25 protein-coding genes and 2 pseudogenes are annotated in these 26345 nt (G+C 38.6%); 21 read left to right on the top strand and 6 right to left on the bottom strand.

Features of this window, described 5'->3' with window-relative positions:
- Positions 1-564 precede the first annotated feature (564 nt).
- Entirely contained in the window at positions 565-1959 is a 1395-nt protein-coding gene (locus PUW25_RS27225) for an alkaline phosphatase (RefSeq protein ID WP_205055322.1), read from the bottom strand.
- 293 nt (positions 1960-2252) lie between these two features.
- Here PUW25_RS27225 and PUW25_RS27220 point away from each other — a divergent pair, with 293 nt between their 5' ends.
- From PUW25_RS27220 to PUW25_RS27175, 10 genes are all read left to right on the top strand, one after another.
- Positions 2253-3176: a cation diffusion facilitator family transporter gene (locus PUW25_RS27220; protein ID WP_205055323.1), complete on the top strand. Its 924-nt coding sequence runs from the start codon at positions 2253-2255 to the stop codon at positions 3174-3176.
- Positions 3177-3618: 442 nt separating this feature from the next.
- Positions 3619-3996, top strand: a complete 378-nt coding sequence (locus PUW25_RS27215) for a hypothetical protein (protein ID WP_205055324.1) — start codon at positions 3619-3621, stop codon at positions 3994-3996.
- Between the two features lie 164 nt (positions 3997-4160).
- Entirely contained in the window at positions 4161-4997 is an 837-nt protein-coding gene (locus PUW25_RS27210) for a cytochrome c oxidase assembly protein (RefSeq protein WP_205055325.1), read from the top strand.
- Positions 4998-5067: 70 nt separating this feature from the next.
- Positions 5068-5751 (top strand): thioredoxin domain-containing protein, encoded by a 684-nt coding sequence (locus PUW25_RS27205; RefSeq protein WP_205055326.1) that lies wholly within the window; start codon positions 5068-5070, stop codon positions 5749-5751.
- Positions 5752-5765: 14 nt separating this feature from the next.
- Positions 5766-6176: a disulfide oxidoreductase gene (locus PUW25_RS27200; protein WP_205055327.1), complete on the top strand. Its 411-nt coding sequence runs from the start codon at positions 5766-5768 to the stop codon at positions 6174-6176.
- A 135-nt stretch (positions 6177-6311) separates the two neighbouring features.
- Positions 6312-7367, top strand: coding sequence for a flavin-containing monooxygenase (locus tag PUW25_RS27195; protein WP_205055339.1), 1056 nt, complete (start codon positions 6312-6314; stop codon positions 7365-7367).
- A 111-nt stretch (positions 7368-7478) separates the two neighbouring features.
- Positions 7479-7853, top strand: a complete 375-nt coding sequence (locus tag PUW25_RS27190; RefSeq protein WP_205055328.1) for an ArsR/SmtB family transcription factor — start codon at positions 7479-7481, stop codon at positions 7851-7853.
- Positions 7854-8010: 157 nt separating this feature from the next.
- A complete protein-coding gene (locus PUW25_RS27185) occupies positions 8011-10185 on the top strand; it encodes a heavy metal translocating P-type ATPase (RefSeq protein ID WP_205055329.1) in 2175 nt (724 codons plus the stop codon).
- Between the two features lie 238 nt (positions 10186-10423).
- The gene (locus tag PUW25_RS27180) at positions 10424-11026 is read left to right on the top strand and encodes a copper resistance CopC family protein (protein ID WP_205055330.1); all 603 of its coding nucleotides are present in this window, start codon (positions 10424-10426) and stop codon (positions 11024-11026) included.
- Positions 11023-12093 carry a copper resistance D family protein gene (locus PUW25_RS27175; protein WP_205055331.1) on the top strand — a complete coding sequence of 357 codons (1071 nt, stop codon included), beginning with the start codon at positions 11023-11025 and terminating at the stop codon, positions 12091-12093. The genes PUW25_RS27180 and PUW25_RS27175 overlap by 4 nt, the downstream gene beginning before the upstream one ends.
- A gap of 272 nt (positions 12094-12365) precedes the next feature.
- Here PUW25_RS27175 and PUW25_RS27170 read toward each other — a convergent pair.
- Positions 12366-12543, bottom strand: a pseudogene (locus PUW25_RS27170) (ATP-dependent DNA ligase); the annotation flags it as partial.
- Positions 12544-12698: 155 nt separating this feature from the next.
- Positions 12699-13655, bottom strand: coding sequence for an IS30 family transposase (locus PUW25_RS27165; protein WP_205055332.1), 957 nt, complete (start codon positions 13653-13655; stop codon positions 12699-12701).
- 160 nt (positions 13656-13815) lie between these two features.
- Here PUW25_RS27165 and PUW25_RS27160 point away from each other — a divergent pair, with 160 nt between their 5' ends.
- The 5 genes from PUW25_RS27160 to PUW25_RS27140 all read left to right on the top strand — a co-directional run bounded on the left by PUW25_RS27160 (position 13816) and on the right by PUW25_RS27140 (position 18057).
- Positions 13816-14310 carry a hypothetical protein gene (locus PUW25_RS27160; RefSeq protein ID WP_205055333.1) on the top strand — a complete coding sequence of 165 codons (495 nt, stop codon included), beginning with the start codon at positions 13816-13818 and terminating at the stop codon, positions 14308-14310.
- Between the two features lie 23 nt (positions 14311-14333).
- Complete coding sequence (locus tag PUW25_RS27155; protein ID WP_205055334.1) at positions 14334-14669, top strand: hypothetical protein; 336 nt, start codon at positions 14334-14336, stop codon at positions 14667-14669.
- A gap of 525 nt (positions 14670-15194) precedes the next feature.
- A complete protein-coding gene (locus PUW25_RS27150; RefSeq protein ID WP_090727165.1) occupies positions 15195-16475 on the top strand; it encodes a murein hydrolase activator EnvC family protein in 1281 nt (426 codons plus the stop codon).
- A gap of 294 nt (positions 16476-16769) precedes the next feature.
- Positions 16770-17192, top strand: a complete 423-nt coding sequence (locus PUW25_RS27145) for a BlaI/MecI/CopY family transcriptional regulator (protein ID WP_205055335.1) — start codon at positions 16770-16772, stop codon at positions 17190-17192.
- A complete protein-coding gene (locus PUW25_RS27140) occupies positions 17185-18057 on the top strand; it encodes a M56 family metallopeptidase (protein ID WP_205055336.1) in 873 nt (290 codons plus the stop codon). Before PUW25_RS27145 ends, PUW25_RS27140 begins: the two co-directional genes overlap by 8 nt.
- Before the next feature lie 109 nt (positions 18058-18166).
- Here the strand turns inward: PUW25_RS27140 and PUW25_RS27135 are convergent, their stop codons facing one another.
- Complete coding sequence (locus tag PUW25_RS27135; RefSeq protein WP_205055337.1) at positions 18167-18343, bottom strand: hypothetical protein; 177 nt, start codon at positions 18341-18343, stop codon at positions 18167-18169.
- 1011 nt (positions 18344-19354) lie between these two features.
- On the opposite strand from PUW25_RS27135, the gene PUW25_RS27130 reads away from it, so the two are divergent.
- The 6 genes and pseudogenes from PUW25_RS27130 to PUW25_RS27105 all read left to right on the top strand — a co-directional run.
- Positions 19355-20257, top strand: coding sequence for an MORN repeat-containing protein (locus PUW25_RS27130; protein WP_205055338.1), 903 nt, complete (start codon positions 19355-19357; stop codon positions 20255-20257).
- Between the two features lie 663 nt (positions 20258-20920).
- The gene (gene ltrA / locus PUW25_RS27125; protein WP_274338793.1) at positions 20921-22213 is read left to right on the top strand and encodes a group II intron reverse transcriptase/maturase; all 1293 of its coding nucleotides are present in this window, start codon (positions 20921-20923) and stop codon (positions 22211-22213) included.
- 167 nt (positions 22214-22380) lie between these two features.
- Positions 22381-22941 carry a DUF4367 domain-containing protein gene (locus tag PUW25_RS27120; RefSeq protein WP_205055065.1) on the top strand — a complete coding sequence of 187 codons (561 nt, stop codon included), beginning with the start codon at positions 22381-22383 and terminating at the stop codon, positions 22939-22941.
- A gap of 162 nt (positions 22942-23103) precedes the next feature.
- Entirely contained in the window at positions 23104-23649 is a 546-nt protein-coding gene (locus tag PUW25_RS27115; RefSeq protein WP_205055064.1) for a sugar O-acetyltransferase, read from the top strand.
- Positions 23650-23858: 209 nt separating this feature from the next.
- Positions 23859-24008, top strand: coding sequence for a hypothetical protein (locus tag PUW25_RS27110; protein ID WP_205055063.1), 150 nt, complete (start codon positions 23859-23861; stop codon positions 24006-24008).
- Positions 24009-24607: 599 nt separating this feature from the next.
- A pseudogene (locus tag PUW25_RS27105) lies at positions 24608-24724 on the top strand (IS3 family transposase); the annotation flags it as partial.
- Between the two features lie 331 nt (positions 24725-25055).
- On the opposite strand, the gene PUW25_RS27100 reads toward PUW25_RS27105, so the two are convergent.
- Entirely contained in the window at positions 25056-25679 is a 624-nt protein-coding gene (locus tag PUW25_RS27100) for a hypothetical protein (RefSeq protein WP_205055062.1), read from the bottom strand.
- Between the two features lie 16 nt (positions 25680-25695).
- Positions 25696-26298, bottom strand: a complete 603-nt coding sequence (locus PUW25_RS27095) for a matrixin family metalloprotease (protein ID WP_211750043.1) — start codon at positions 26296-26298, stop codon at positions 25696-25698.
- Between the last annotated feature and the right edge of the window lie 47 nt (positions 26299-26345).

Raw genomic sequence — 26345 nt, 5'->3', positions numbered from 1 at the left:
ATATTATAATTATTCAATCAAACCATTATTTGATTGTTTAGTGAAGGGGCTAACGCATGTACGATGTATTTTAGTGATAGGAGCGGGACAAGCTGGTTTTGCTACTGGGTATTATCTTAAACAGACTGGTTTAAGCTTCTTAATTATGGATGCGGCAGACGAAATTTTTTCCTTTCCTCTAACGGGCTGTACATTGTTCATGATTCTATTCGTGGAAGATCGCTCCGAAATTACTATCAATAATTTTCTCGAGTATTATGTACTGGACTACATGAAAGGAAAAACATGTAGACGGCTACGATTTGCTTCCCAAACAGCTGAAGACCTTGTTTGAAGACCTTAGCGAAGGCTTTAGTGCAACACAAGGGCCAATGTCGGTGAATCTAGAGATCAGGTACAATACATGCAAAGAGAGAATGAATTTATTTTCAGGATAAACTCTTAGAGAGAGGATGTTTTGTATAAAAAGACACGAGGTGGCATCTTTTTATGATGCAAATGAAAAGAAGCCCATTCTCTGATTCCTGATGGATAGAAGAGAATGGGCTTCTGATGAGTATTTAATTATTTATGTTTCTTTAAAATATCAAAGATGATCTCTGCGTTATTTGTATTGTCGATCAGGCCGGAGAAGCGATGGCTTCCTGGACCGTAAGCATAGACTGGCACGTCTTCACCCGTATGTCCGCCTGTAGTCCAGCCAGTGAACGAACGGTTATCGATAATAGTTTCGATGGCATTGTCAATTGTCGTTACATCTGCGTCTTTAGCTACGTCTTTTACAGATTGAATTTCCTCAGCTGTTAGCTCAAGCTTTAGATAGTTCTTAAGCGTTTCTTCTACGGAAGCACCTTCCGCAATTCGAGCTGCCATGAAGTCTGGAGTCCGTACTGCAGCTTTGATCGGATCCACGAAGAAGTTATATTCTCCGTCTTTTCCGAGTGTAAGTCCGCCAGTTGAATGGTCTGCAGTTGCTACGACAAGGGTTTCGCCGTTCTCTGTAGCAAAATCAATAGCTGCCTGGAATGCTGCCGCAAAATCCTCCATTTCGCTCATAGAGCCAACGATGTCATTATCATGGCCTGCCCAGTCAATCTGGCTGCCTTCAACCATTAGGAAAAAACCATTTTCGTTTGTGCTCAGACGATCAATCGCTGTATTAGTCATTTCGGCTAGAGAAGGTGTTTCGCTAGTACGATCGATCAACTTGTCCATTCCTCCGTCAGCAAAAAGTCCGAGAATCTGCTCATTAGTATCTGCGAGCAGGGCGCTGCGATCAGTCACATAACTGAATCCAGCTTCTAGGAACTCATTTGTCAGGTCACGATCCTCACGTACAAAATTAGATTTACCTCCACCTAATAAGACATCAACTTTGTGCTCACCATTGATCAATTCATCATAGTAATCATCTGCGATCGCGTCCATATTTCTCCGGCTGATGTCATGAGCGCCGAATGCAGCCGGTGTGGCATGGGTAATCTCCGAGGTAGCAACAAGCCCAGTGGATTTCCCGTTTTCCTTTGCCTGCTCCAATACGGTTTTGACTTCCGATTCGTCATTATCGACAGCGATGGCAGCGTTATAAGTCTTAACACCAGCAGACATTGCGGTAGCCGCAGAAGCGGAATCCGTCACGTTTTGCGTGTCGTCATCCGGATATGTCATTTGAGTTCCGACAAGGTAGGGATCAAATACGGTTCTCTCCATCACTTTCGTAGAAGGATCATTCTTCATATAACGGTAAGCGGAAGTATAAGAAGTTCCCATGCCGTCACCTATGAGGAAGATAATATTCTTGATTTGTTTTTTCTCTACACTGACAGCCTGTACGGCATTTGCTTGTCCGGCAGACAAGACTGTAGAAGCGGCAAAGACCAGGCTAAGTGCTGCTGCAGGAATTGCTTTCTTTGATAATTTCACGATAATTCCTCCTCTTAATCTTACAGATGAATGCATGAATCTTTGTTCATTTGTTCAATAATATGAAGATTATCATTCGACTGTAAAAAAGCACCAAGCATTATGTAAACGTGGAGTAAAAGGTATACAAAAGAAAAAGTTAGATAATCAAAAAAAGAGGGAGGCGATTGCAGAAGTTATAATGTAGATCAAAAACCATATTTCTTCTACAAAAGAAAGGGCATAATATCAATCATGAATACGTAACGAATATGGCCAACAGTAATTGAGTATGCACATAATAGTTTTTTAATCTGAGCGGAATACATAACAAGGAGGAGGGATTTGAATTGTCACATAACCACGATCACAACCATACACATGGTGCAAATAAAAAGGTGTTATGGATATCATTTCTTTTGATAACATGTTACATGATTATTGAAGCTATTGGAGGTTTTATTACAAATAGTCTTGCACTTTTGTCGGATGCAGGACATATGTTGAGCGATTCGATCTCCTTAGCAATTGCATTACTTGCCTTTATTTTTGGTCAAAAAGTAGCGAGTCGAAGTAAGACCTACGGGTATAGACGCTTTGAAATTTTAGCAGCAGTGTTGAATGGTGCTACACTCATTCTAATTGCGTTGTTTATTTTCTATGAAGCAATTGATCGCTTTGCAAATCCCCCTCAAGTTGCTACAACCGGAATGCTCATTATCAGTTCGATTGGATTGTTGGTTAATATTCTGGTTGCATGGATAATGATGCGTGGCGGTGATACAAAAGAAAATCTGAACATGAGAGGAGCTTTTTTACATGTACTAAGTGATATGCTCGGATCTGTTGGTGCTATTGTTGCTGCTTTACTCATTATGTTCTTTGGTTGGGGGTGGGCAGATCCACTTGCAAGTGTTATTGTTGCAATACTTGTTTTAAGAAGTGGCTTTTACGTTACTAAAGATGCGGTTCATATTTTAATGGAAGGAACACCGAGTAATGTTCATGTTGAGGATGTGGCTCGGACAATTGAAAAAACAGAAGGAATTCAAAGCATACATGATTTGCACATATGGACCATAACTAGTGGACTAAATGCACTTTCCTGCCATGCTGTTGTGGATGATCAGCTAACCGTCGGAGAAAGTGAGCGAATATTACGTGAGATTGAACATTTGCTTGAAAATAAAGGAATCATGCACATCACGATTCAACTTGAGACACGGGTACATCAGCATGATAACTCGATTTTTTGTGAAGTAAAAGAAAATTAGCACATCCTCACTAACCCATATTTACAATGTCTCAATTCGAAAGCCAATTTTATATTTCAAGAAGTACAGTCGGTCAGTAGGACCGGCTGTATTTTAGTTATGGAGTCTGATGCTAGTTCCAGCATGTAAAGGTGTTGGTGTTTAGTATTCTTCCTTTGAAACAAAGGGATTATATACTCTGAGATTTATATTAATGAAAGTGGAGTTAGCTACGATCCTTTAGCTATAAGGTTTGGTCAATATTTTGAACAATTATAGTTTTTTAATTAAAACTACAAATTGTAGTATATAATTGTGATGCTTATTAACCTAGACCACATCTGTAATCGTAACCCAAACAAGATTATGTTAGATGGAAATGAAAAAAGAAGGTGTATGTTTAGAAAATTTGAAAATTTAGTATCGTGGAAATCGGTCTTGCATTCAGATTGCGGAGGTAAAAATGAAGAAAGCAATAATATATATCGTCGGTTTAGTGTTGACTACTTATATTTTCACAGGCTGCAGCTCAGAGGGTTCTAATAATAAAGCATCAACTATTAGTATCGCTATATCTGAAGCTCAAACAGATGAAGAACAGAATGTGCGAGTAACAGCAACTTTAAATGACGCCATGACGACTACGCAGGAATCGTGGTTTATGTTTGAAATTCGTAAGGGTGGAGGTCCCACCTGGATACCAGGTGAATATGAGGGCAATGGAGTTTATGCTGCAAAAGTTAATTCCGCAAACTTAGAACAAGGATCCTATGAATTATTTGGACATTTTTATGCTGGTAGCGGAATTCATTTTTCAAAAAAATACATTCCTCAAAGCTAATTAACAGTTGAGCAAAGTGCCTACTGTATGGGAAATAGCACCTCTCGATATTTTTCAGTTGAACATGAGTATATAAATATTTTTGTTACCAGATTCTTCAATTTTATATTATACTACTCATTGTAGTATTTATTCTATAATGGGTAGTAGAGGGGTTATTAGCGATGAACGAAATGGTACTAGAACATTTTGATTTTTTAGAAATGTGGAGACCGATTGTAATTGTAATAGCAGTTTTATTATCAATAGCTTACATTCTATCTATTAAGAAATTTCGTAATCGTTTTAATCAAAGTGAACCAGTGGAATTGAGACAAATTATATTGTTTTTATCCGGATTAGCAACACTCTATCTAGCTGTTGGAAGTCCAATTAATGCGCTTAGTCATCACGTTTTGTTTAGCGCTCACATGCTGAAGCAAGCTTTATTATATTTCATAATGCCATTGTTAATTTACTTAGGGACCCCAGCTTGGTTGTTACGTCCTTTATTAGAGACAAAGTTTTTTAGGAATCTGGGAAAATTTTGGAATCAACCTATACTAGCTATGCTTTTATTTAATTTCGGATTCTCCGTATACCACTTTCCAGTCATATTTAATATATTGATGGAGAACCCTCTGCTTGGAATCCTATATCATACATTTCTAGTCATTACCTCATTTCAAATGTGGTGGCCTCTTATCTGTCCTATTCCGGAACTAGATCGGCTATCCAATGTCAAAAAGCTAGGTTATATTGCAGCTAACGCAGTTCTCCTTTATCCAGCATGTGTTGTTATTATTTTTTCTGACAAAGTACTCTATGAACCGTATGTAAATGCACCTCAGCTATTTTCAATTTTGAGCCCATTAGATGATCAACAATTAGGTGGGATTATTATGAAGATGACGCAAGAGGCAGCTTTTGTTGCAGTGCTTGGGATTATTACAGCTAAATGGTATCGAAAGGAGAAGCATGATGACCCATTAGAGATTTCTGAATTTAAACATAATACTTAAAGGACATTTTCAAATGATGCAAGAATCTATACGTAGAATCAAAAAAACAAACAAAATTTCGAGGTGAACAATGAATAACACACGTCAATTGTCAAAAAAATTAGTTATCTTCACTTCACTAATCATTATTTTATTACTTTCATTATTTTTGATAAACCAAATGAATCAAAAATCAGAAAATCCAGCAATGGTATTCGAAGACGCACCTGTGACAGAGAACCAACCAACTTTGGGGAGTAAGGAATCTAAAGTATCTATTGTAGAGTTTGGAGATTTTAAATGTCCGTCCTGCAAGGCATGGGAAGAGGAAATGAAGCCAAGAATTACGAAGGACTTTATCGAAACAGGTAAAGCTTCATTCTCATACATAAATGTTCTTTTTCATGAAGAAGAGTCGAGGACTGGAGCGCTTGCGGCAGAAGCTATTTGGATACAAGATCCTGAAGCGTATTGGACATTTCATAAAGAGCTATTCAATGCACAACCACAAACAGAGCAGCATGATGAACTTTGGTTAACATCAGAGAAAGTTTTGGAAATTGCTAAGCAGTTCACGCCAACAATTTATCTTCAGAAACTGGAGAATGATATGAAAAGTATGCAAATCCAGGAGCAAGTTAATATAGATAATGAACTAGTACTTAAATATAACGTACAGCAAACACCTACAATTATGATAAATAATGTAATGGTATCTAACCCATTTGATTATGATGAGATTTCTAGCTTAATAAACGCTCAACTTAAGGAGTAAACTGGGAGGGGAAAATGGTGGTTTTACGAGACCAAACATTATACTTGGCTTGGATTGTTGCAGTGACTGCTACGTTAGGGAGTCTATATTTTAGTGAAATAAGAGGATTTATTCCTTGTGAATTGTGTTGGTATCAAAGAATACTTATGTATCCTTTAAGTATCCTTTTAGGAATTGCCGCTTTTTACAGCGACAAAAATATAAAAAAATATGTACTTCCCTTATCCATCTTTGGTGCCTGTCTATCCTTGTTTCACTATTTGCAGCAGAAGCTACCTGGCTTTGCATCTATTAAACCGTGTACTAGTGGTGTACCATGTAATATTCAGTACATCAACTGGCTTAACTTTATTACAATCCCTTTCCTAGCGCTAACCGCCTTTACCTTCATTTCATTATTATTAATACTAACCAAGGCAAAGTAAGGTGTTTTAATACAGTCATAGTAAAGCAAAAACAAGTTATCTGAACTTGTTTTTTTTATGAGGAAATTTATATGCCGACAATTGATGAATACTTGCTCATATGATAATTTAAATACATCACTAGTTTAGGAGGAAATTCCCAAAATGTATGATGTTATTATTATTGGTGGAGGACAAGCAGGACTAGTATCAGCTTACTATCTAAAACAAAATTCAATCAATTTCTTAATTTTAGATAGTCAAAAGTCGATTGGGGATACTTGGAGAAGTCGTTATGACTCCTTGCATCTGTTCACACCTAGAATGTACAGTAGCTTACCAGGTATGGATTTAGCAGGTGATCCTCAGGGGTTGCCGCATAAGGATGAACTTGCAGATTATCTAAATGATTATGCTAAACATTTAGAGTTCCCTATTCAAGGAAATACACAAGTTTTATCTTTAACTAAGGAGGGGGGCACATTCAAGCTCATTACAACTCAAGGAGAATTCGTTACTAAAAATGTAATTGTAGCTACAGGCCCTTTCCAGAAGCCACATATTCCGTTATTCAGCAAAGCTCTTAGCAATTCAGTAATACAATTGCATTCCTCACAATATAAAAACGAGAAGCAACTTAAGAAAGGTGTTGTACTAGTTGTAGGTGCAGGAAACTCCGGAGCTCAAATAGCATGCGAATTAGCTTCAAACTATGAAGTGCATCTCTCTGCAAGTGGAAAAATAAATTACAAACCTTTACATATACTAGGGAAGAGTATCTTCTGGTATTTTAACAAATTAGGTTTCTTAACAGCTCATCGAAAGAGTACGCTAGGTAAATGGTTATACAAACAACCTGAACAGATCTATGGGAAAGAATTAGAGTTACTAATAAGGCAAGAGAAAATTAAACTACATTTGAGAACTAATAAGATATATAAAGATCAGGTTTACTTTGAGAACGAAGAATCTCCAATACATATTGATAATGTTATTTGGGCTACTGGTTTTAAACGTGATGATCAATGGATAGATATTATTGAGGCGTTTAAAGAAGGGGAGATTGAACACTCGGAGGGGGTATCCGTAGTCGAGGGGCTATATTTCGTTGGTTTACCATGGCAGACCTGTAGAGGATCTGCACTTGTTGGATGGGGTAAATATGATGCTCAGAGAATTGTTGATCATATTGTTAATCATAAGAATAGTTAACTATATTCATTAATATGATATCAGGTAATATCTCTTAATCGTAATCCTTTCGTTTTTTTGACCTTTACTATAAAATAAGTAGTATTGGTGAATAGGAAGGTGATTTATAAGATGGAGCAGAAAGCCCCCCTTATTGAAGATTGTGATACTACATGTCTTGGCTCTCAGGATGATTATAAACAAGTAAAGACTGAAATGATTGAAGAACATGTGGCAGTTCAAGTAGCAGACTGGTTTAAGGCATTTAGTGACCCTACTCGAGTTAAAATAATTCATGCTTTATTACAGAGAGAACTATGTGTTCATGATCTTACTGTTCTTCTTGAAATGGGACAGTCCGCGATTTCTCACCAGCTGCGTTATTTACGAAATATGAGAATCGTTAAGCGTCGGAAAGAGGGAAAGACTGTTTTTTATTCATTAGATGATACTCATATTGAACAAATTTTCACGCAAACCCTTCAGCATACTATGCATGAAAATTAAACATTAAAAGCATCTGCTTATGGCAGGTGCTTTTTTATTTTGATCTCATACAAATTATTGACAATTAAATTTTCATTTGCGTATAATGTGTTTAAACAAACATATGAGTATTTGTTCATATATTGAATTTAGCTTTTTGAGAGGAGTGAGGGGTTACATGGAAGCACAGCTACAGAAGGTTAGAAAAGAGTTAATATTAGATGGATTAGACTGCGCGAACTGTGCTATGAAGATTGAGAACGGCGTTAAGAAAATTGATGGAGTTAGTACCTGTTCAGTAAATTTCGTAACTAAAACTTTAACTTTAGAGACTGAAGAGGGAAGAGAAGAAAGTATTGTATCAAAAGCAAAAGAAAAGGTGAAGACATTAGAGCCTCATATACGCGTAATTGAAAAAGGTAAATCTTCATCAAGAAGTAGCTCCAAAGATACAGAAGAACATCAAAATCATGAAGATGCTCACCATCATTCCCACGACCATGGAAATGAGAACACAAAACGTATGTTAATCCGGTTAATTATTGGTGCCCTTATTGCTGCTGGTGCTTGGTTCTCTTCTTTTTCGGGCTATATAGAGTTCTCGCTGTTTGCATTAGCTTATATCATTATCGGTGGCGACATTGTATTCAGAGCAGTCAAAAATCTTTTTAGGGGTCAAGTTTTTGATGAAAACTTTTTGATGACCATTGCAACGGTGGGCGCTTTTGCAATTCAAGAGTATCCCGAGGGTGTAGCCGTCATGTTATTTTATCAAGTTGGTGAGATGTTCCAAAGCATCGCCGTAAATCGTTCTAGAAAATCGATCAGCTCACTCCTGGATATTCGCCCAGACTATGCAAATTTAAAAATAGGTAACGAGATAGAACGTGTATCTCCTGAAGAAGTGAAGATCGGAGATATCATTTTGGTAAAGCCTGGTGAAAGGGTTCCTTTAGATGGCAAAGTCATTGACGGTGTATCTGCTATGGATACCTCTGCTCTAACCGGAGAATCTGTTCCAAGAGAAGTGGAGCCAGGTCATGATGTGCTCAGTGGCTTTATAAATAAAAATGGTGTATTAACCGTGGAGGTAGCTAAGGAATTTAGTGAATCTACTGTATCAAAAATTCTGGATTTGGTTCAGAATGCGAGCAGTAAAAAAGCTCCAACAGAGAATTTCATCACAAAATTTGCCCGCTATTATACTCCAGTAGTAGTGATCATTGCTGTGCTTCTTGCTGTGGTTCCTCCTCTTATTATAACTGGAGCTACTTTCTCAGAATGGATATACCGTGCACTTATATTTTTAGTTATCTCTTGTCCGTGTGCATTAGTGGTCTCTATTCCACTTGGCTTCTTTGGAGGGATTGGAGCAGCCTCAAAAAATGGAGTGTTGGTTAAAGGAAGTAACTATCTGGAGGCCCTTAATGATGTGAAATATGTCGTCTTTGATAAGACCGGAACACTGACAAAGGGAGCATTTACCGTTACAAACATTCAACCTAAAGGGGAGATTTCTAAAGAGCAGCTTTTAAGGTATGCTGCTTATGCAGAAGCTCACTCAACTCATCCCATCGCCGAATCTATTCGAACTGCCTATGGTGAAAGTATAAATGAGAATGAGTTAGAGGATTATAATGAGATTTCAGGGCATGGTATCAAGGTAAAGATTGATGGAAAAGAAGTACTTGCTGGTAATGCAAAACTAATGAATCAAGAACATATTCGTTATGATCAACCAGCTGACTTTGGAACAATAGTACATCTGAGCATTAATAAGGAATATGCAGGGTATATCGTCATTTCTGATGAAGTGAAAGAAGATTCCTTAGAAGCCATTCAATCATTGAAGGAGCTTGGAATCAAAAAGACAGTCATGCTCACCGGAGATTCTAAAACGGTAGGAGAAGCGGTTGGGCGCCAACTTGGATTAGACCAGGTGTACGCAGAGTTACTCCCACAGAACAAAGTAGAAGAAATAGAAAAATTAGATCAAGAAAAGACATCTAAAGAGAAAATTGTATTTGTTGGTGATGGAATTAATGATACACCGGTATTGGCGAGGGCAGATGTAGGAATTGCAATGGGCGGACTTGGCTCTGATGCTGCCATTGAAGCAGCGGATATTGTCATCATGACCGATGAGCCATCAAAGATCACAACGGCTATTCGGATAGCGAAGAGGACAAGAAAAATAGTGTGGCAAAATATCATTTTTGCTCTCGGAGTGAAGGCAGTTTTCTTACTGCTAGGTGCATTCGGCATTGCAACGATGTGGGAAGCGGTATTCTCAGACGTTGGGGTTACTTTGTTGGCTGTATTAAATGCAGTACGAGTAATGAAAAGCTCATAAGGCATCATAAGCTTTCATCAAACACCTTTAAGTAAACAGACAAGGGTTAGAACTTGTCTCTTACTTAAGGTGTTTTTTTATGAGTTATTTTTAGAACAACAACTCTTAGTCATTCTTTACTTCCACCTTCAAAAGTTCTAAAAGAATACAATATTACATCGCTTACATTATTGAATGAACATATCTTCATGTGTTAGTCTGAACTAGATTTAATTTCGATTAGAAAGGAATGTTCTAAATGAAAAAAAGTTATCAACTCGTGATTATTGCTTTGGTATGTATTTTATTATTCTACTTCCCATCAATTGCTCTTGCTCATACTCAAATTGAGGAGTCCTTTCCTAAAGATGGTGAGGTTGTTACCACAGAATTTAGTGAGATCACTTTGACGTTTAATACGAGTATAGAAGTGTTAAGCTCCTTTAAGTTATTTGATCAAAATAACCAAGAGGTCCCTTTAAATGATATAACCCTGGATATGAATAAGATGGAGAGACATATATCGGATGGAACTGATCTTAAAAACGGTGAATACACGGTTGAATGGAAAATAGTCGGGAAGGACGGTCACCCGATTGAAGGCGATTATAACTTTACAGTGGACCTGCCCGAAGAGCAAACAGCGACAAGCTCAGAAACCAAAATAACTGAGAATATTGATACCACTGAAACCACTGGAAATGTCGAAACTACACCAAACACGGAGGAAGTCTCAGCCTCTATTGAGGCTCTCCCTGGAGAAGAGAGTAACAATAATACCTGGTATTTTGTTGGGGCAGGGATTATCCTCATTATCGTTATAGCAGCATTAATGAGACAAATAAAACGGAGGAAACAATGAGCTGGTATTGGTTAGGAGAGCCCTTTCTCTATAGTTGTTTGTCTGTCTTATTTGGAGGAGTCATTGTTTCGCAAGTTCATAAGTCAGTAAAAATACCTAATAAAGTGTTTATCCTAGCAGCTTTAGGAGTTGCTATTTTCTCATTTCTACCCGTACTCAGGATCATTCTCTTTTTTTCAGACGATGCAAGTTTTGGCCTTATTTTTAAAAATGTCATGTTATCTTTTGCCGAAGGAAAAGCGTATATATGGACCTTGATATTAACCGTGCTGTTAATCAGTGTATTGGTAGCAAGGAAAGGTAAAGTCAGTACAAGTAGCAATATACTACTATTTGTATTAATAGTATCTATTGTAGGAGCATTATCTTGGTCCAGCCATGCTTCCTCATATTTTGGACCGGTTGGTTTCTGGCCACAATTTATCCATTTATTTTCGGTTGCTGTTTGGGCAGGTATTCTCATTATTGCTGGTATGTACATGTCAAATAAAGCTGAAGAATGGAAGTCATTTCTGTCATGGTATCATCCTCTTGCTATCGTAATCATGCTAATTATAATAATATCTGGACTCTTATTAAATATCAGAACGGATCCGAATTATTTTAATTCATGGGTAACTTCTTATGGTCAATCCTTATTGTTAAAGCATCTTTTGATCATTCCACTTTTGTTTATTGCTTTCTTTAACGGTTTTTTAATAAGAAAGAAATTGAACAATTCTGCTTTCAACCCGAGGAAGTGGGTAACAGTTGAGGGGATATTTATTTTGCTTATTTTTACTGTAACAGGGTTTATGAATCAACAAGTTGCACCACATGATCTAGATCCTCAAATGATGGCTTTGTCAGCATCAAGATTGTACCTTTGGTTAGCAGATGGTGAGGTACAGGTGCCCGTTGACTTTGATGTAAGCCTATTTTCCTTAGTTCTCTATGTTATAGCTCTAGTTAGTATTGTATGGATGTATATTATTTTCAGAAAAAACAATACAGCGTATGCTGCTCTTATCTGCGGGCTTATATTTGCTATTGTTTCTTTTATTGGATCATTAACACTAGTTTCTTAAAGATTCATCTTTTGTTCACACTCAAAACAACCTTAGATCAGGGCGATGGGCCGGACTAAGGTTGTTTAATTTGTATACAGGACTTTGTCTAAGACGATTTATATTACTAACGTTATATCGAAAGTGTCGGGGGACAAGAACATATTCCCATTGAAGTCGCTATTTTAGCGGCTTTTTTATTTTATCGGTACAAGCTCTTGTCCCAAGCCAAGGACAAGAACTTGTACCGATTACCGTAATGGACAAGAACATAATCCGATTGGCGATTCGCAGGCTATTTCGGGATATTGGCGCGTGCAATCGTTATTATGACGCGTATATAAGCGGACTTCTCCGTTAAGTTGCGAAAATATTAAGCGGTGGCTGGCCGTCGATATTCGGTTCAAATATGTAGCGCGAATCCGAGAATGGCGCGTCCGCTTTTTCGAGTAACATCGGACTAATAAACATAAAAACACCTCACACTCGATTTAGCGCAGGGCTAACGCGAGGTGAGGCGGTAGGTTATGGGTCTCAGCAATTTTCATGATTCTTCTATATAGAATACTACTTTTATCTCGTAAAATAAATGTACAAGTTATAAAATTTTTTTATACGACAGATTGTCAATCCAAGTGCGACACTTCATTCTCAAAAGATTCGTGAGCTGTCTTCCAACCTAAACATTTTCTTGGTCTGTTGTTAATGAGATGGAGAGCATGTTCTAACTCGTCTTCAGATACCTCTGCGAAGTCCTTTCCTTTAGAGAAGAACTCTCGAAGGAGGCCGTTTCCATTCTCATTGGATCCTCGTTGCCATGAGGAATAAGGATCTGCAAAATACACCTTCATGGCGTGAGTGTCTTCCAGATCATGAAAGCATGCGAACTCCTTACCACGGTCAACGGTAGCCGTTTGGAAGGTGCCCAAAGGGTGCTGCGCAGTAGCTACGCCTACAGCGATTTCCATAGATAGTGCGGTACGATCTGGCATTTTAATCGCGGTGTACAACCGTGTTTCTCGCTCGATAAAGGTGGCCACACAAGCCTTGCTTTTCCCTCGGCTAGACACGACCGTATCCAGTTCCCAGTGACCAAAGGTTTCTCGGGAACGAATCTCTTTGGGACGTTGTTTGATAGAAGTCCCTACGAGGAACCGACCTCGTCTTTCTTGAGGCTTCTGTCTCTTGCCTTTGTGCCTTAGCTGTTGAACTGTCGTACGAGCCAAGCGACCTTTATAGAGCCACCGATAGATCGTTTTGAACGAAACCATGGGCTTGTCTTTTAGAGCATAGCTCATTGAAATTTGCTCAGGAGACCAGGTTTCATGAAGTCGCTTCTCTATCTCTTCACCAAGCGTCTCCGTCCACTTCCCTCGTGAACTTTGGGTTTGGCGAAGACACTGATACCGCTCGTCTGAAGCTACCGCCTGATAACCATCTGAACTTTGATTTCGTTTTAATTCTCGGCTGATCGTAGAGTGGTGTCGGTCCAATTCACGAGCAATGGCTCGAGCAGACATCCCTAGTTGCTTGAGTGCTTCTAGTTTACTTCGTTCTATTATGGTAAGATGTGAGTAGCTCATGGACTGATTCTCCTGTGTGAATTTGGTGTGGTAACTTTATTCTACACGAATCAGGCCATGGGTCATTTTTATTTTTTTTTGAACTAGGTGTCGCACTTCATATTACAATCTGTCGACCAATAAAAAATTAGTACTTATATCTACTGGTTTATCCTTTTTATTGACATCTTACATCCTAGTGGAACAACCAGGCCAGTCTATAAATAAACAAACTCAAAATGTAGAAAAAGAAACTGTAACAAAGCATGCTACATTCCCTTCCTTTTCTACAGATACTGTTGAAGAAAAGGCTTCTCTAATTGTAAAAGGAGTTCCTGATAAAGTTAACAGAACTTTTCTGAACGGCAAAGATACACCAATAACTGAATTCCAATTTAAGGTAACAGACGTTTATAAGAGTAATGAAGATTCTACAGCGAAATATATAAAAGTCTTACAAGACGGGCGCTTAGAAGACTCCTATTATAATCATCCTCTTATGGAAATTGGAAATGAATACATCTTATTTCTTGATGAGCCTATAGAGGATACTTATATCATGGTGGGAGGACCTAGCGGAAAATTTGAGTACGACGAGAGTGCAAGGAGCTTCACTTCTGTAACACAAAATAATTTAATTACTGAAGTACTTGAAGTTTTAATATCAGATAACTAACTGATAAGAAGGGAGGGTTCCTCATGAGAATCGCTAAACTATTATACCCTTTAACATTCATACTCCTCTTAATGATAAGTTGTTCTAATCGAGCAGATGAGTCTTCTTCTAATGCTTCTTTACTCATTTATAATGATAAACAATACATTGGAACTAGAGTTGAATCTTCTGCCAATTTCCCTAACAAAAAAATAGTTGCTAGTGTTCAGCAAAAAACTAAACCTGAAGGCCCGGTAACTTCCAATCTTTCTTCAAATGAATTTGATGTTGGCACAAAGATATATGAATTAGACAATAGTGAGTTAGGAATAGAGTATGAATCATCTAAAGAAATGAAGATATTTAAATTAAAAGAATAAAGAAATCAATCGATGACTCACCACAAAAAGTTGCGATGCTTATTATGAACAATCCAAGTGATAAGCATAAGATGCTCCAAAAAGCAGTCGAAACATATGTTAAAAAATTGAATTTTTGAAGCCGTTAATCTGATGAAAAGATCGACGGTTTTTTTGTGTTTAAGGCGCCTTTGAATGGAGGGAATGTGTCTAAGAGCGGTTTTGAAAGTGAAGCTACATAGAGAGCCTCTAATAAGAAATTTAACGTTCTTAGTCTTCTTTGCTGTCAGATAAATTGATAATCTCTCTTTATTTGTCGTCTCCAAGAGTTGACAAGGTAGAGTGAAATAAACTACATTATGTAAGGTAACAAAATTTTAATAATTCGCCATATCTCGAATACATATATGGCAATATTTTAGGGGTTTTAGTAACTTTGAGGCGATTTAGGACAAGTAGCGTCATCTCTCTATTAATCTTAAGGCCATTTATCTCAATGAAAGACAAAATTCGAATTTAAAAATATGTACAAGGATGGGAATTAAGTTGAAAAAGACAGCAACTGCACTTGCAATAAGTTTGATTACAGCCACTATTCTTAGCCCTGCTTATAGTCATGCAGCGTCAAGCATCAGTGATATTGATAATGAGTTGGAAAAGCTCGAACAACAGTCTAATTCGGCAACATCAGAGCAGGAAAAAGCTGAAAAGAAAAAGCAGGAAGCCGTTTACTATAAGCAAAAGCAAGAAACATATTTGAAGAGCATCATGAAGCAAATAGATAACGTAAGCAATGAGCTTGCAACTGTCTCCTACAATATTGAAACAACGGAAGAAAACTTACGCAATACAAAAAAAGAATTACAAGCTGCAGAAGAGAGGATTGCTGCTCGTGAGGACTTACTAGAATCCCGAGTACGTTTGATGTACACGGATGGTACAGTTTCCTATTTGGATGTATTGTTATCATCTACAAGCCTCACCGATTTTCTACAGCGTATGGATTCTTTAAAAATGATAGTAGACCAAGACCAAAATCTATTAGTTGAACACAAGAAAGATAAGCAGCTTGTTGTAGAGAAGAAACAGCAACTTGATAAGCAGTATACAGAGCATAAACGGCTATACGCAGAGAAGAAAGCTCATAAAGCGGAGCTAGCTAGTAAAGAGCAAGAAAAGCAGAAGCTGATTGCTGGATATGAGAAAGAGATTGAAACACAAAGTGAACTCAGTGATAAGCAAGATCAAATGTTGGTTGAAATTGCGTCAAAACGGTCGGAACTGGTTCAGGAAAAAAATGCGTTGAAAGAAGAGCAGGCTGCAAGAGCTGCGAAGGCGAAAGCCGCTGCAGAAGAGGCAGAGAGAAAAAAAACACTGCAAAAGGTTTCTAGCTCCAATACTAAATCGAGCTCCAGCAGTTCTTCCAACGGAGGTGGAGTGCTAGGAATGCCGATTCAAGGTGCAATCATTTCCTCTAACTTTGGTCCACGTGTTCACCCTATAACAGGTGAGGTAGGGAAAATGCATAATGGGACAGATTTCGCTGCCCCTCAGGGTACGAGTATTTATGCAGCAGAAGAAGGTGTGGTCATTATGGCAGAGTGGTATGGTGGATATGGTAATACAGTTATCGTTGATCATGGAGATGGTTTATGGACACTATATCCTCACATCAGAGAGAATGGTACTCTAGTAAAAGAAGGCGAATCTGTATCCCGCGGTCAAAAAATCGCTGAAGTGGGCTCAACTGGGAATTCAACAGGTCCACATTTGCACTTTGAAGTACGTGTAAATGGAACTCCACAAAATCCATTGAGTTATTTATAGAGCAGGTTGGAATAGTAGCGTAAATTAATCCAAAAAAAGTTTCTTGGTATAATAATGATTCGTATTAATAGGATCAAAGGTAGGAATTATTTTACTCAGTATAGGTCATAAAGTGCGTTACAAGAGTGGGATCTCTTGTAACGCACTTTTATTATATTTGGGAAATGGATCTTATATAGTATTGTGCTGCTAAGTTAAATTGGCATACGACTTAAAATAGTTTAAACTATAGTTTGTAGTTAGAAACATTAATTTAGAAATAAATGAAACTCTTCTGAAAGAGGTAGCGAAAATATGCGAGTAAAGAGATTCCATCTAGATGAAGAAGGTATCAATAAATTTTTTGGTTCGTTAGAGGCTAAAATAATGGAGATATTGTGGAGCAACGGGAAAATGACGATTAAACAAGTTCATGAATTAATAAACGCTGAATCCCCTATCTCACTGAACGCAGTCATGACAGTTATGACAAGACTAACTGATAAAGAATATTTAATAAAGGAATCAAGTGGCAGGGGCAGAACAAGATTAACTTATTTTTCTGCCCCCACAACAAAAGAAGAATTTATCCAGGAGCAAACCCAAGCGGTTACTAATGGACTAATTGCTGATTTTGGCTCATATATGGTTCGTAATTTAATTGATAGTCTAGACAAAGCGGATCCTGATTTAATTCAACAATTAGAGAACAAATTGAAGGAACTGAAAAATGAATAGTTATTCGAAAATACTGTTTGATCCAAAGCGGGCAGTAGGAGTAGGGATAGCTATTTGCAGTTTGGTTCTTTTTCAGATGGGCTATGTTATATACCATCAACTTCAAGATGTGCCAAGTAACCATAATATAATTCTATTGCTTCAAGCTACATTTACAGATGTATTTGTTAATCATGTAACTGCCGAAATGATCATTAATGCTTTTATCACCTTTTCAGTTTTTACGCTTGGTTATCAAGTATTTAATCAATATTTTCGCTATAAGGGTATGAAGGAACTCTTTTTCCAAATGGAGGAGTTGGATTTATCTACTGAGTACTCAGAAAGATACAAGTCATTAAATATAAAAATAAAAGTGATATCAAATCAAAACAAAATAGCAATGTCAGCTGGATTCTTCAAATCCGACATTATCCTTTCCACAAGTCTGTTAGATCAGTTTAATGATGAGGAAATCAGGGCAATCATTTATCACGAATACTATCATTGTTTTAAACGACATCCCTTTTATACGGTTCTTTTAAAAATACTCTCTGAATGTTATGTTTTTCTACCGGTGATAAAAAGTTTAGTTAACTACTATGAAATCCAAATGGAATTAAAAGCAGATCAATATGTAATAGAACAGATGAAGAGTACAAGACAGATAGGAAACGTTTTATTGAATTTGATCAAGGAGCATAAAAGTGAACCACTATTTAAAGGTGTGCATCTTGCTCATGTAGCTATAAATTATCGTCTACAACAGATTCTCACTCCTGATACTAAGCTGATCATTCCTATTTTAGATAAACATACGATTCTTATCTCTTTGATCACGCCATTAATTATGGGAATAATAATTCTGATTATCAACTGTACCTAAAAATATATCTAAGTGAAAGCTTGTAACATCAATGACTTTAAGTCATCATTGATAGAAATGTGAATTATAATCTTCTCCGCAAGCTAGACTGATTATTGAGGATATAAATTCATTCGGTTTGGTTCAGTGAGCGCTGTAAACGAGACGGATCATAACGGTAGGTAACGAAGAAAGGTCGCAGCTTAAAATGCACTGGTTCCTGCTTTGGCATGATTTCAGTAACTAGAAAGGTACAGAATAGAACGCCTGCCAGTACAGAACCTGCAATAATGACTTTCTTCATCATATCATTCTCCTCCTTGTTTAAGGGTTTTTAGAACGGTAATCGCTGATTTCGTGTGTTTTAAGTGTTGTTGTACTAGAAGCAAACCCATACATGATTTGTGTACTGTACGTGTCTTCATAATGGTCGCTAACCCCTAAAGCGTGGCCAAGTTCGTGAGATGCCGTTTTCTTATTGTGATTATCTGTTCTTCCGGGTTTCTCCATGTTATCAATATTGAAATGAATTTCGTCAGCACCTGTTCTAGGAACCCAAATGGCAGTGAAAGTTTCTGACGGATAATGAAAATCGAAGAGTGTGAGGTCTTCAATTTGGGCTAAAGTATCTTTAGCTACGTTGACTCTTCCCTGATCTTTTTAGAGTTTAACTGCAAATGACCATGCGGTTTCATACCTTGTGTAACCATCCCATCTAATTTCTTTGTTGTCTACAGAACTGCTTGAGAGAGTATGTTTTGTGACATATTCATCTGCTGCGAAAACTGCACCAGAAACGAGAGTAGCAGCCGAAAAAGATAATAGAGCTGTTGTTAGTAATTTAATTTAGAAAGCTTGGGCATGTAGTTTCCTTTTTATATTGGATAAAATAGGCTAAAATTTACAAACAACTTTCAGAGACAAAATGTTGCATGCGTTTTATTTTTTTATAAAAATTATTTTTTTAAACAGGATGAAAAGAAGGAAAGGACAACAAGCCAAAAAGACATTATCGCTTGTAGGAACTCTGGATACTTCTTCGAATGCAGAGAAAGGAATACTGAACCAATTTTTTTGATCTGGATATTTAAGTACCAAATGGGGTTTGTCGCCCCTCGCCTCCTCTTAAAGTACCTGTAGAAAAGAACCTATACCTGTCGCCCCTTAAGGATTAAACTAACGGGAAACGGTAGATCAAAACTGCATGGAGCAGTTCGCCGGTTGGCAGCTGTTCCATTTTTGTTAAGCTAACGGGCAGGTTAGTTGAAAGTATATGTAGAAGTTATTTGGATAGTATCGGGAAAAATGGAGGTGGAGAATGAGCTTTAAAGTGTTTGAAAACGAAATGCCGGATGTCTGTTCTTTAGCATATCATGCTGAATATATATTAGAATTTGACCACATCTTAGCTTTAAATCATTTGAAAGAAATAGGACGGTTAATCGTTAAAAAGATTCTACTAAATGAGAATGTAGAAATTGATGATTCTGAGCCTTTTATTAATTTATCTGCACTAATGGAAATTGAAATTTTACCTTTTTCCATGGTGACAACGCTGAAGAAGTTAGAATACTTGGATACTAGAGAAAGCTTTATTTTCATTGAAAAAAATAAAGTGAGAACACTTATTTTAGAAATTTTCGATCTGACAGCTTGGTATTACAAAACCTTCGTAAACGACCAATTTGTACCGCCCCCCTTGTTGCTTGAACCCCAAATAGGAACAGTAGTTACTCAATCTGAACATGAGACAAAACCTAATTTGATAAAGTCCGTAATTCATATCGACAACAAAAGGGTTGAAGGAGTATGGGAAAGTGTAAAGGAGAATCAAATATGTATTGAATATGAATCAGGTGAAACTTACCTCGGGCAAATGATGAACGGATTAAAATGTGGAACCGGGGTGTATCGTTGGTCAGATGGATCAAAATATGAAGGACAATGGTTTAATGATAAGGAATATGGTTTTGGTGTTAAAGAATACGCAAATGGTGATTTTTATCGTGGAGAATGGAAAGATGGGCTGTACGATGGAAACGGAATATATAAATGGAATGATGGTACTGTTTATGAAGGCGGTTGGGTAGATAATTTAGAACATGGCTATGGGACCAAAATTCATCGGGATGGATATGTGCAAAAAGGATTTTGGACACGTGGGGAGTTAGTCTTTAATAAAGATCAGCTTAACCAAAGAAAGCCTTTAATCACTGATTAGTGAAGAAAGTGATTTAATCACTATACAGACATGGTACGTTTAATGAACTAACGGTAAACACGTTAGTCCAAAAAAACAAGGAGCAGTTTGCCGATTGGCAGCTGCTCCATTTTTCGTTAAGCGCGTGCCCAGCTAAGCACGCATCTTCTAGCTGGTGAAAGTCCAGTCACAGGAGGGGCCAAGCCCCTGTGTAGCTAGGATACCTATGTACGGTGAAAACTGTGCGTAGAAGCGTATCGACAAAAGTATCTGTCGGAGACAGAGCGAGCAATATTTCAGGCCGTAACATCAAGTGAATCCTGCCGCGTCGTCAAAGAGGCCTCGCAAGAGGGACAAGGGGAAGCCGAACCCCGGCTTAATGGGTGAAGGCCACGGAAACTGCTAAGAACTTGGAGCGGCAGTGAAGAATCCTCCGGCGTAAGGGGATCGGCATGATATGAAAGAAGATGCAGTGAACTGGGGAGACCCTCCCCTGCACGGATTTTTTTTTTTTTTTTTTTTGAAACCGTAACAAAGTGGTCTATAAGTCCAAAAGATGAAATGATCTACTTGCAGGAAGGGAGTCCGAGGGGCTCGTAGTACTGAGGAACTGCAGGACAACACAACCTGCAGGAGGGAAGGAGCCCTGCTTTGTTCATGTTTTTTTTTAGGAGGTACGAATTAGTGAATGCCAAACGGCTAACGACACCAAAGGAAAACGTTCAACAACTCCAGAAGAAACTAGGTCATGCGGCCAAGGAAAACAAAAAGCGCAGATTCCACGCGTTGTACGACAAGGTCTATCGAATGGATGTATTAGAGGAAGCCTGGCGGAGAGTACGAGCTAACAAAGGATCGGCTGGCGTCGATGGAGAAACATTTTCGGATATTGAGGAAAAGGGAGAAGCGTTTTTCCTGTACGAATGCCAACGACACTTGAAGGAAAACAAATACCATCCACAGCCCGTCCGCCGGCACTACATTCCGAAGAAAGACGGGAAGCAAAGACCGCTGGGCATCCCAACCGTCCGAGACCGCGTCATCCAGATGGCAGCGAAACTGGTCATGGAACCGATCTTTGAAGCGGACTTTCAGGAATCCTCATTTGGGTTCCGTCCAAAACGAAGTGCGAAAGGGGCACTGGACCGAATCCGAAAAGCCTGCAACCGAAAAGGAAATTGGGTGGTCGACGTCGACATCCAAGGTTACTTCGACAACATCAACCAAGAGAAACTGATGAAACTGGTAGAGATGCGAATCAGCGACAGGCGCGTCCTGAAGCTGGTAAGGAAGTGGCTGAACGCGGGAGTGATGGAGGAAGGAAAGATCAGGCGATCCGATCTGGGTACACCACAAGGTGGTGTGATATCCCCCCTGCTAGCGAATATCTATTTGAATTATTTTGATATTCTGTGGGAACGACATGGCAGTGAAAATGGGGAACTTACGCGTTACGCGGATGACTTCGTTGTCGTATGCAAAACGAAGAAAGATGCAGATCGGGCGTATGCACTCATACGTGCGATTATGGAGCGTCTGGAACTGACCTTGCATCCGACGAAAACGCGGATCGTAGGATTATGGACAGGAGAAGAAGGGTTTGATTTTCTAGGCATGCATCATCGCAAGACGAAAGCTGAGACATCCTCCGGAAGAGTGTACTACACCACGCAGCAGTGGCTGTGCAGTAAAGCGGAGGAACGCATCCGGGAAGTGGTAAAAGAGCGCTTAGCTCCGTCCAGCCAAAGACACAAGTCACTCGCGGAGCACATAGGTTGGCTGAATCCGAAGATTCAGGGGTGGCGCAATTACTACCACACGTCCTACAGCCAACGAAAAATGGCGAAGTTAGATTGGTACATTGTGCTGCGTTTGGCAAAGTGGTATGCAAAGAAAAGACAACGTTCTCGGTGGCAAAGTGCAGTCCAAGAAGTGAGGAACATGGCGAGTCAATGTGGACTCAAAACGCTTTTGTAATCTGTATGCACATGAATGACGAACATCGGAAAGCCGTATGAGGGAAAACCTCACGTACGGTTTGATGAGGAGGGGCTGGTTTACCCAGCCCTTTACTCTAGTAACGGGCAGGTTAGTTTAATTAAACAAGGGCATAATATTCCCAAAAAAATATGGAGGGAATGTTTTTGTCTAGATGGATTATTTCATTGATTTTTATTTGTTGGATTTCTGTTGGAATCAACAATAACTTACTCATCGCATCAACTAAACCTACGCTAACTTTTTCGGATTTTGAATTGTATAAGTTAAAAACTATTGCTGATTTCAAACTTTTTACACCGTCTTCCTCCGTTCAAAGCTATAAATTAGAAATTAAGGAACCATATCCGTTTGATCATAGTCGATCAGTCTCAAAAGTTAGACTTCATTTTTTTGATGAATCAGGAAAGACATATCTGTTTGGAATTGAAGAACATAAGGCAGTTGGATATAAAATGAACCGGGTTGTCACTAACATCGATCTTCGCAACCAATCAAGTACAACAAGAACTATAGTCGAGGAATTTAAGTTTAATGGACATGGAGAGAAAATTAACATGAATGGAATAGAAGGGCGATTTGAACAATGGGCTAACCATAAATCAGGAGGATACCTACGATGGATACAAGATGGTACTTTCATTGAAATCCAAAGCGGAGATTTAACTAAAGAGGAAATGATCTTGATAGCAATATCAATGAAATGATTCAGTGTTTAAGGTGACGGGTAAATTGAAGACCAAAAAAGCAATGGAGCAGTTGGCCGGTTGGCAGTTGCTCCTTTTTCGTTAAGCTAACGGGCAGGTAGTTTCAACGTAGATGCTGGCTAGTATATAATAAGTAAAACCGTTTTTGCCTGGAGGAAAACAATGAAAGAAAATAAAGAAAAGGTCTATTACGAACGAGGAACGGTGGAACTTCGAGAAAAAAGCATAAGAGCCCAAAAGCTTGTGAAGGCTTATAATGACTGCGATCCGGAAGATGAGCAAGAGAAAGAACGATTGATTAGAGAACTATTTGGCAGCGTATGTGAAGGTTTTAGTATCGATCATAATTTTCACTGTGATTTGGGTTATAACATTCATGTTGGCCGTTACTTCTATGCAGGGTACAATTGCACCATATTGGATATGGCAGAGGTTCGTATCGGTGATGATTGCATGATAGCACCTAATGTCGGCATTTACACGGCTGGTCATAATGTTAATCCAAAGGACCGAAATAAATCTGGTTACGGTATTCCTGTAACGATTGGAAATAATGTTTGGATTGGAGGGCACTGTGCAATTCTTCCAGGTGTTTCAATAGGTGATAATTCCATTGTGGCAGCTGGTTCAATTGTAACGAAAGATGTGCCAGCAAACACGATAGTCGCGGGTAATCCGGCCAAGGTGCTCAAGCACATTACAGAATGATAAAGGACTTTACAGATATTGATTAAGCTAACGGGAAACGTAAGTTTAAAACAGAATGGAGCAGTTGCCGGTTGGTAGCTGCTCCATTTTAATTCAAACTAACTTCGGGATTATGTAACAGAACTAAATAAACTCAAATATCATCTTATGTCTTCCTAAAGAATTTACGACAACCGATAAAATACTAGGGGTTTTAATAAGGAGATATTTTGATTGAAGACGAATTAAAGGAATATATTGAACTAAGCAAGCAGCTGATGCAACTAAAGCTGAAGAGCACTGATGAAAATGGGGTAATACTTGAGGAAAAGCTGACTAAAGGAGAACAACAGCAGTGGATGCAGCTCGCAAACCATTAGATATTCTCTATAGAGCTACAAAATAGTCCAACGTTTGACAAATTATATTCCATACTATGTATTTAATGACTGTGATAAGGGTATCATAATAATACACCATGAGAAATTACTGAATTAGATCGCCGCCTACAAAGAGGGCGGTGTTTTAAATTCGAGTGGTTTTAGTCGGAATTGAGGTGTGACAATGAAAGACCTTAATTATTTGTCTGATTTGGAAAATCGGTTTGCGTAAAACTTTAGGTTCAATTAGAGAAAAGAATGACCAAGAAAAAGAAGAATTGTTATTTGTTTCTTTCGAGAATAAATTTATCAAAAGGGTTAAGTGAAATTGACTATTGGAGAGAATTTACATATAATAGAAGAAACGCTATATGAAGAAGAGAGCCATCCGTATGGATGGCTCTTTCTTTTGTCCCAGACATATGATCAAAATACGAGTTTTGACTAAATGTATAATAAATAGTTTACGTAATATATATTATGACAACCGACTTCCTTCATATTTTTTACTGACCCCATAACGTGAGACAAATTAAAACACCTTCAAGAAAATGCAACCATGTCGTAAGATATGGAGACAATCTTGGAGGTGTTTTTCGTTGGCAACTAGAGTTAGTTATCCTGTTGAAGTCAAAATGAAAGCTATTGAGATGAGGTTAGCCGGTATACCGGTAAAAGAAGTCATGGAACAATTGGGCATACGTAATAAGACGCAGAAGCTTGTTGGCCTCCAGCTGCTCCGCCAGCTCTTGCTCCTGCGCGATGATCGTCAGCGCCCGTTCCGCGAGAACGTCATCATGCGCTTGCGTCTGCTGGAGACGCGCAGCCGCCTCCGTGTTGATCAGACCGATGAAAAGCTCCACGTTCCGGCGCGAATGATGCTCCAGTTCCTCGATCTGCTTCGCGTAGCCGCTGCCATTGCCTTATTTGAGCTGTTGCAGCTCGTAGATCGCTGCCAGTTGCTCGATGAACACCTCTTGCGTCTCTAGGCCGCTTTCCGCCGCCAGCCTCTCGAGCTTCTCTTTCAATTCCGGACTGGCCTGAGCTTTATTCTTTAGATTTACTAGCTTTAATTTTCTCCACTGCTTCAGTTAATTCAACGGATGCTAATTCCTGTTGGAAGGAAATCTTTTTCTGTTTTGCGTGAATATCCCCTCCCCCTTCAAAAACTAATGTTTGATCATCTTTAATTTTTAACTTCCCTTGATAGACCCCTACCGGTACATAAGCTTCTTCAGAGGTAACGGACCCCTGATACTTCCTCAAGAAGATTAAATAACGTTCCTTGCTCTTTACAAGTTGCGTATCACCAACTTGGTAGTCTCCCAATTCAAGCACCTTTATTGTTGAATTTTTTAGCGAATTATCTCCAACGAAAACATCTTTAATTTTTGCGTCAATTAGTGTGAACTTAGCATTTTCGTATTCTATTAGTTTCTTGGAATCTCCAGGTATAATCTCTGCAACTACATCTGAACTATTAGTCAGTTCTTCTAGAGATTCATATAGCCGAATTGTTGCAGTTGAGCCAGCTGTTTGGTCTACAATTTGCGTGGTCGCAATATTTGATGTTGCAGTATTAGTAGCAGTTGCAGTATTTAATGGCTTTTCTACATTCGAACATGCCGCCATAGCTATACATGACAGTAATATAATAATAGTCTTCTTCATTTTGCACCTCCAAAATTTAATGTAAAGCGTTCATTCCGCTAATATCATCCGGCCTTGGCGTTAAATACCCTTCATACAGATTTCCGGAATGCATTACCGACTCGACGTCATCCTCATGTGCTAAGCCATATGCATGCCCAAACTCATGTGTAGCTAGACCATCGATATACATAGGTGACCATGGATCGCCGCCTTCGCCATCATTGTGGATATGAAATTGATTTAAATAAACATCCGAATAGGCCCAGTTAGCTGTAGGTTCGCATGTTGCACACGATTGTACCGTCGTCCCGTCACTCTTGTACATTCTTGCCCATCCGAATAGGTCATTATTCCCGTAATCGCCGTGGAATGACCTGATTGCAATAGTACCAGTCGTCCCAGAAGATACGTTTACATCCGTAGCATTATTCCATCGATTTCTAGCGTTCACATAATGTGTGTTGAAGTTGTATGTAGTTCCGTTGTATACAACTCCGTTCAACGCTGGGTTGGCATGTCTTCCGGTTGTTGCGTTGGTGTTCTTGTAACCGCTCCCGTAGAAATCATAAGCACCCACTTCTTGACTAACCAAAAGCAAACAAAGAAATGCACTTAGTACCAATAAATACTTTTTCATATCGTACCTCCAATTCATAATATTTCTTCTAAATTATATTGTCATTC

This window comes from Paenibacillus urinalis (assembly GCF_028747985.1).
GTDB classification, from domain to species: Bacteria; Bacillota; Bacilli; order Paenibacillales; family Paenibacillaceae; genus Paenibacillus; species Paenibacillus urinalis.
The sequence above is the reverse complement of the archived record's forward strand: the minus strand, read 5'-3'. Positions and strand labels throughout refer to the sequence as shown.

What these genes read in the sequence shown, in the direction of transcription:
- PUW25_RS27225 (WP_205055322.1), bottom strand. Translation starts at nt 1,959, where the DNA reads ATGCATTCATCTGTAAGATTAAGAGGAGGAATTATCGTGAAATTATCA.
- PUW25_RS27215 (WP_205055324.1), top strand. Translation starts at nt 3,619, where the DNA reads ATGAAGAAAGCAATAATATATATCGTCGGTTTAGTGTTGACTACTTAT.
- PUW25_RS27210 (WP_205055325.1), top strand. Translation starts at nt 4,161, where the DNA reads ATGAACGAAATGGTACTAGAACATTTTGATTTTTTAGAAATGTGGAGA.
- PUW25_RS27205 (WP_205055326.1), top strand. Translation starts at nt 5,068, where the DNA reads ATGAATAACACACGTCAATTGTCAAAAAAATTAGTTATCTTCACTTCA.
- PUW25_RS27200 (WP_205055327.1), top strand. Translation starts at nt 5,766, where the DNA reads ATGGTGGTTTTACGAGACCAAACATTATACTTGGCTTGGATTGTTGCA.
- PUW25_RS27190 (WP_205055328.1), top strand. Translation starts at nt 7,479, where the DNA reads ATGGAGCAGAAAGCCCCCCTTATTGAAGATTGTGATACTACATGTCTT.
- PUW25_RS27185 (WP_205055329.1), top strand. Translation starts at nt 8,011, where the DNA reads ATGGAAGCACAGCTACAGAAGGTTAGAAAAGAGTTAATATTAGATGGA.
- PUW25_RS27180 (WP_205055330.1), top strand. Translation starts at nt 10,424, where the DNA reads ATGAAAAAAAGTTATCAACTCGTGATTATTGCTTTGGTATGTATTTTA.
- PUW25_RS27175 (WP_205055331.1), top strand. Translation starts at nt 11,023, where the DNA reads ATGAGCTGGTATTGGTTAGGAGAGCCCTTTCTCTATAGTTGTTTGTCT.
- PUW25_RS27165 (WP_205055332.1), bottom strand. Translation starts at nt 13,655, where the DNA reads ATGAGCTACTCACATCTTACCATAATAGAACGAAGTAAACTAGAAGCA.
- PUW25_RS27155 (WP_205055334.1), top strand. Translation starts at nt 14,334, where the DNA reads ATGAGAATCGCTAAACTATTATACCCTTTAACATTCATACTCCTCTTA.
- PUW25_RS27145 (WP_205055335.1), top strand. Translation starts at nt 16,770, where the DNA reads ATGCGAGTAAAGAGATTCCATCTAGATGAAGAAGGTATCAATAAATTT.
- PUW25_RS27140 (WP_205055336.1), top strand. Translation starts at nt 17,185, where the DNA reads ATGAATAGTTATTCGAAAATACTGTTTGATCCAAAGCGGGCAGTAGGA.
- PUW25_RS27135 (WP_205055337.1), bottom strand. Translation starts at nt 18,343, where the DNA reads ATGATGAAGAAAGTCATTATTGCAGGTTCTGTACTGGCAGGCGTTCTA.
- PUW25_RS27130 (WP_205055338.1), top strand. Translation starts at nt 19,355, where the DNA reads ATGAGCTTTAAAGTGTTTGAAAACGAAATGCCGGATGTCTGTTCTTTA.
- PUW25_RS27115 (WP_205055064.1), top strand. Translation starts at nt 23,104, where the DNA reads ATGAAAGAAAATAAAGAAAAGGTCTATTACGAACGAGGAACGGTGGAA.
- PUW25_RS27100 (WP_205055062.1), bottom strand. Translation starts at nt 25,679, where the DNA reads ATGAAGAAGACTATTATTATATTACTGTCATGTATAGCTATGGCGGCA.
- PUW25_RS27095 (WP_211750043.1), bottom strand. Translation starts at nt 26,298, where the DNA reads ATGAAAAAGTATTTATTGGTACTAAGTGCATTTCTTTGTTTGCTTTTG.